The sequence below is a fragment of the Agrobacterium sp. CNPSo 3708 genome (assembly GCF_028674915.1).
Taxonomy (GTDB): domain Bacteria; phylum Pseudomonadota; class Alphaproteobacteria; order Rhizobiales; family Rhizobiaceae; genus Agrobacterium; species Agrobacterium cavarae.
Map to the genome: position 1 here is coordinate 1 of NZ_JAQZSF010000016.1, position 5,820 is coordinate 5,820.

The 5,820-nt window shown below is 54.7% G+C and carries 5 protein-coding genes and 3 pseudogenes; 5 read left to right on the plus strand and 3 right to left on the minus strand.

The genetic code is table 11. From position 1 onward, the window contains the following. Window positions 1–421: 421 nt before the first annotated feature. The 3 genes and pseudogenes from PVA19_RS22225 to PVA19_RS22235 form a co-directional block, all read right to left on the minus strand. A complete protein-coding gene (locus PVA19_RS22225) occupies window positions 422–604 on the minus strand; it encodes a GNAT family N-acetyltransferase (protein WP_443111658.1) in 183 nt (60 codons plus the stop codon). Continuing rightward, window positions 584–975, minus strand: a pseudogene (locus PVA19_RS22230) (GNAT family N-acetyltransferase); the annotation flags it as partial. The pseudogene PVA19_RS22230 and the gene PVA19_RS22225, both read right to left, overlap by 21 nt. A gap of 285 nt (window positions 976–1,260) precedes the next feature. Further along, window positions 1,261–2,226: a magnesium and cobalt transport protein CorA gene (locus PVA19_RS22235; protein ID WP_274104276.1), complete on the minus strand. Its 966-nt coding sequence runs from the start codon at window positions 2,224–2,226 to the stop codon at window positions 1,261–1,263. A gap of 306 nt (window positions 2,227–2,532) precedes the next feature. Here PVA19_RS22235 and PVA19_RS22450 point away from each other — a divergent pair, with 306 nt between their 5' ends. The 5 genes and pseudogenes from PVA19_RS22450 to PVA19_RS22255 form a co-directional block, all read left to right on the plus strand. Beyond that, entirely contained in the window at window positions 2,533–2,931 is a 399-nt protein-coding gene (locus PVA19_RS22450; protein ID WP_443111657.1) for an SH3 domain-containing protein, read from the plus strand. 101 nt (window positions 2,932–3,032) lie between these two features. After that, window positions 3,033–3,567, plus strand: a pseudogene (locus tag PVA19_RS22240) (HEPN domain-containing protein); the annotation flags it as partial. A 282-nt stretch (window positions 3,568–3,849) separates the two neighbouring features. Beyond that, window positions 3,850–4,161: a helix-turn-helix domain-containing protein gene (locus PVA19_RS22245; RefSeq protein WP_274104277.1), complete on the plus strand. Its 312-nt coding sequence runs from the start codon at window positions 3,850–3,852 to the stop codon at window positions 4,159–4,161. Continuing rightward, a complete protein-coding gene (locus tag PVA19_RS22250) occupies window positions 4,154–5,407 on the plus strand; it encodes a type II toxin-antitoxin system HipA family toxin (protein WP_274104278.1) in 1,254 nt (417 codons plus the stop codon). Before PVA19_RS22245 ends, PVA19_RS22250 begins: the two co-directional genes overlap by 8 nt. 149 nt (window positions 5,408–5,556) lie before the next feature. Further along, window positions 5,557–5,730, plus strand: a pseudogene (locus PVA19_RS22255) (HNH endonuclease); the annotation flags it as partial. Window positions 5,731–5,820 lie beyond the last annotated feature (90 nt).

Below are 5,820 nucleotides of genomic sequence, written 5' to 3' on the forward strand. Positions count from 1 at the left end.
ACCTTCAAGCCGTTCCGTAACGGCCTCGATCATATGGAAGTTTCTGGTTCCAGAGCTAGGCGCAGACATAGAAGCTCACAGTTTGTGAATCGTATATCTAATTTACAAGCGAACGCGCTAACTACGCCAGATGGGGTCAGCTTGCCGCTTACCATAAAGTGCCTGAAGGCGAATCTTCTTGAACGCCGCCGCGTCACTCGCACGTAGGCGCCGCAGTACAATTTTTTCCACAATGAGTTCCAGTTCCAAATATATCGAAGAATCTGACGCGCTGCTGTCTAGGTCAACATTTTCATGCGTGCCGCTTTATGCTGACGCTCTCACGCTGCGCCGCACCGGCTTAACAAGCTGGTAGCGACTCCGCCGTTTGCGCCTGCGACGGAACTGCCGGGCAATTCTATGGTGAGGATTGTCTCCCGTGTTAACGCCGCTCCGCGCCGAATTCTCGATCCAGAATACCCATCATGATATCGTCGTGCCATTCGCCGTCGACAAAACCCGCCTCACGCTCACGTCCTTCAACGACGAAGCCCGATTTCTCATAAGATCGGATCGCCCGTGAGTTGTAAGCGATGACTCTCAGGCTGATGCGATGGAGCTGCAGGGTGGAGAAGGCAAACTCCAACACCATGCGGGTCGCGTTCGTGCCAAGCCTTTTCCCAGCCAGTCAGGGGAATGGATTCCGATGGCAAAACTGGCCCGCCGATCCTGCATGTCGATGCGGTCTAACCGCGCAGTCCCAATGACGGTACCCACATCGATCACCCAGGTACAAGGATGCTCCATAGCGTTGTGAACCCATTCACGGGCTTCAACCTCAGTATGAGGCGGTTTGAGTGACGCCGCGCTGCCGCCGTACATACGATGGATAGCGGCATCTCGTGCCAGGCCAACAATGAATTGCGCATCACTCAACACGGCAGGACGTAAAACGAGATTGTGAGCCGTGAGGGTGGGAACGTCGATTTTGTGCATACCAGACCATCTCACGGGCCGCAGAAGATGCCAAGTTGGTGAATCGGCAGGTATGTCTGTGGAATGAAGAAGCTGTTACACCAAAGTTACATGAACCCGGCATTGCCGGGCTAAAATCGCGTAACTATTTGGAAAATTTGGCGCGCCCATCTTGTGAAGTTAGCCCCGTTGCCCTCGCGAGCGGCAGACATAGCGTTCGAGTTAGCACGCGAGTGATACAGCTAGTCTGATGCGCGTTCGGTCCATTCTTCCCAAATCTTGCAATGGACTGCGCGAGTGTGGCTACTAAAGCCAGCCTGCCTTCTTGAAACGGTAATAAAGAATGGCGCAAAAAACCAGAATGGTCCCTATTACAACGTAGTAGCCGTACTCGGTCTTCAGCTCAGGCATGTTTTCGAAGTTCATGCCGTATATCCCGGCGATAGCGGTTGGCACGGCGAGGATCGCCGCCCATGCAGCAAGCTGCCTCGTGATCGCCCCTTGCCGCTGCTGCTCGAGGAGATTTGCGGCTTCGAAGACGGATGTCACGATGTCGCGTAGCCCGATCACCATGTTTTCCACGCGGCGGACATGATCATGAACGTCCCGGAAAAACGGTCTTGCATTGTCGTCGACGCAGGGCAGTTCGAGATGGGCGAGTTTGCTGGCAACTTCCGCCATCGGACCAATGACCCTTTGAAACTTGATGACCTGCCTGCGCATCCGGAAGATCCTGCGGATCTGTTCTGGTTCGAGGAAGGAGATGAGGACGTGCTTCTCGATATCCAGCACCCGGTCTTCGATCGTTTCGACGAGTGGTAGATAGCCATCGACGATGAAATCCAGAATGCCGTGGAGAACATAGTCGGGACCGTGCGAGAGGAGCTGCGGCGCCTGCTCGAGTTGTTCGCGCAGTTTCTGGTGCGATCTTGCCGATCCGTGCCGGACTGTGATGACATGCTGCTGGCCGACAAAGATACAGGTCTCACCGTAGATTATCTTGTCGTTTTCCAAATGGGCGGTCTTGGCGACGACGAAGAGCTGATCGCCGTAGATGTCGACTTTGGGCACCTGCCGTCCATTCAGCGCATCTTCGACCGCGAGGGAATGAAGCCCGAACATCGCCTTGAGGCACGCCATTTCTTCGACCGTCGGATCGCTCAGTCCGGTCCAGACGAAGTCGCCTGCGGTGGTTTCGAAAGGTTTCGAAGAGAGTGCGACCGCGTCGGCGCGCTTACCGTTGCGGTAGAGATAGGATGCGACGACTGTCATTTGAGTCCGTTGAAGCTGCCGGGGCGGGAGTCACGATAGTTAAAGAGATCGAAGACTTGATACACGCAAAGTCGGTGGGGAGGTAGGGCTTTGAAATCCGCGGCCGAGAATTCAATCGACACACTAGGCGTTTGCCGCAGACGAGATGATTAGCTTTGCATTCGACGTTCTCGGGTTAAGCTAGTGCGGTTCGATTTTCAGCAAGTGCCACTAAGTCGTCAGAAGCCTCTGCCACCGTTGGCACCGGTAACGCGCTCGACTCCGGTGCCACCTGCGCAAGACACTGAGCGCTCTGAGCCCAAGTTCGTGCGTGGGAACAGTGTTGCTTTGAGGCAATCGCCGAACGCAAAAGCCAAAATCCTCGACCGGCTCAATATGGGCAAACGCGTAATGGTGTTGGCACTTGAAGGCCAGTGGTCGCGCGTAAGGGACGACCTTACCCAGCGCGAGGGCTGGGTCGCGAGCAGGCTTCTGAGCGATGATCAACCTGTTGCGAAACGCGAAGTACCGGAGGTCAGGGAGACCGTCGAGGTCAAGCCGAAGATTTCTCCGTCGATTATCATTCAGAGAATTATTGCGGAGTCGATCGCGGGCTATCCCGGAACGTGCGCATGCCCGAACAGCACCGACAGGTGCGCGTCTTGCTCGGAAGGTAGAGAGGGAGCCACCGGTAACGCTATCATTGGACAAGACGTCAGACACTAAAACGAAAGCCGCCCTGGAGGACGCCAGGCGGCTTTCCGTTGATTAGATACAAGAGGTAATCAGCCTTTGCGATGGAGCTCGTCTTCGACCTTGTCGCGGCTGTTGCCAAGGAAGGCATCGTTCTCTACGAGCTTGATGACGAGCCGCTCGCTGAGCCGAAGCTGTTGTCGGCATAGGAACGGTTGAGTGTGGCACGCGAGCATTTTGAACACCGATACGCGGAAGCGGAGGCTACACTCAAGGGCTCCCACTTTTATCGAGACGCCTCAAAAGCGCCGAGTGATGTAATGGCGGGTTGGGTGGCATTCCTTCTTCATCAAACGCTGGAGCAAGCCTATTAAGCGTTTTGTTGACACTCACGAACTACGGGCCCGCCTCTCACAACGTGAAATTCCTGCGCTCTCTTGCGAAGGGCAAGATTTGCGATTGGTGGAAGCCTTTCCACGGGATCACCATCGGCAGAGAGCCTGGTTTAACACGATCAACGAAGCCTATGTTAAAGCTCGATATTCCAAACATTTCGAGATCAGCGAAGAGGCGCTTGTGTGGCTTGGTGACCGGACCGCGCATCTGCTGGAATTGGTGAAGGTCGTCTGCGACGAGCATATCCAGAAGCTTGAGCGCGATGTTTCGTGACGAGAGACCACAGTCACTGGTAGTACTGAATAGAGCTGCAGGTCCTAACCTGGCATCCGCAACTAAGTTCTGCGAAGTTGTTTGAATTTTTCTCCGACATCGAAGTGTCGGTTTAATCCATGACAGCACGCCTGCTGAGTGCCCAAACGACGGCTAGCGCGCCTGATAATCGCAACCACTTGTGCGAGTACCTCATGAACAAGGCCTGATCCTTGACTGCGCGTGCCAAAATAGATAATTAAACGTATCATTTCGTCATTGAAAGATATGTTTAAGTATCACATGTCAATGGACACAACTATATTGGTTGAGATCGGTGGTCTTTTAAAGGCAGCGCGTAAAGGCTTGGATCTGACACAAGAGCAGGTCGCCGAGATGGCTGGCATATCGCGGCCACGCTATCGCGAGATTGAAAGCGGAAACAGCGCTGCCCGCACGACCACGCTGATCAATATCGCACGTGCGCTTGGTCTCGAACTGATGTTCATCCCGCAGTCGATGGTGCCGGCTGTCAATGCGCTGCTTCAGCCGCATGGCAGCGACGACGATTTGCCTGCGTTCGTTGCCAGTTCCAACGGTGATGACGATGCCTGATGCGTATCTCGATCCAAAGTCCATCTCCTCGCTTGAGGTGCTGCTGAATAACCTTAAGGTCGGCACAATTGTCCGGACGCCTGGTGACTTCAATGCATTCAGTTTCGAGGAAAGCTATCGCCTGACTGGTGGCTCTCCTGTGTTGAGCCTGTCCTTTCGGGCGGCAACCGGAGGCTTGCGCAAAGACCCGAAGCCTGTCGCCAGGGCCTTGCCAGCTTTTTTTGCCAATCTGCTTCCAGAAGACAAACTGCGCGAGGCGATGGAGAAGCACCATGCCGGCAGCGTTCGGCCCGGCAATGATTTCGATCTTCTTGCGGCGCTCGGTGCGGATTTGCCAGGAGCTGTCCGCATCGTACCGAGCGAGGGCGCAAGTGCTCTATTCAATGCCCCCTCACGTCCCGAACCGAAAGCCCGGTTTTCTCTTGCTGGGGTGCAGATGAAGCTCTCTGTGATCAAGAATACGGGCAAAGGCGGTGGTCTCACCTTGCCCTTGGGCGACGCGCAGGGTTCGTATATTGCGAAATTTCCGTCGACATCGTTTCCAGGTGTTTCCGAAAACGAATATGCCAATCTGGCTCTGGCCGAAGCAATTGGCATGGATGTGCCGGAACGAGAACTCGTCGATCAGTCGGAATTCGAAGGCATTCCTAAGGAATTTGAGACGCTCTCGGATGGAAAGGTCTTGCTCATCAAGCGCTTCGACCGCGGCACGGGAGCGACGCGGATCCATATCGAGGACTTTGCGCAGGTGTTCGGCATTTATCCATCGCGTAAGTATGAAGGTGCGGCCTATCACGATATCGCTGCGGCTCTGAACGTCGCTGTTTCCCCAGCCGCAGCGCTGGAATTTGTGCGCAGGTTGGCTCTGGCTGCGGTCACGGGAAATGGTGACATGCATTTAAAAAATTGGTCGCTGATTTATCGCGGAGCGGGAGACAAACCCGAGCTTGCGCCAGTTTACGATGTCCTTTCGACGATCCCCTACATTCCGACAGATTCCATGGCGTTATCCGTTTTGGGCGAGCGATCCTTTAAAGCACTGAGTGCCCAGCGCTGGAAAGCGTTCGCAAGGCGTGCGCGCTTGCCGGAAGCTGCTGTTCTTAGAGCGGTGGTCGATACCGTCGAGCGCGTCAATCAAATCTGGTGGTCGATGCCACAGCGCGAGGTCGTGCCGATAAAAGTGCTCGAACGGATTGATACCCATGTCAAACTCATGACGCCGATTCTAAGTACCCCGGGCGAGTAGCTTGCCTTTCCCAGATATGAAAGCGTTTCGATCGATGTTGAAGTTTGTCGATCTGTCGATAACGGACGTACAAAGCGGCACGTTTGGAGGGTAAGCGTCGTCGTTGATCTGCCTGTTTTGGGTCGCGATTATCATGATAGAGATTGCATATGGGATTCGGCGTATTCATCCACCGCACAGACTCGATCTACGAGGATAGCCCGGCTGAGCAGTATCAGTTCCCTGGCCAGTATCTCGGTCGCGTTCAAAGCTGTGCTGGAGATTGGATCATCTACTATGAACCTCGAAAGGTCGCTGCAACGCGTGGATATTTCGTAAGCGCGATTTTCTATGCGCATTGACGTAGGCGGCATCGCTGACCCGGCCCTCTTGCGTAGCGATATCCGGCTCTATCAGGCAGCGGAGGTTTTGGA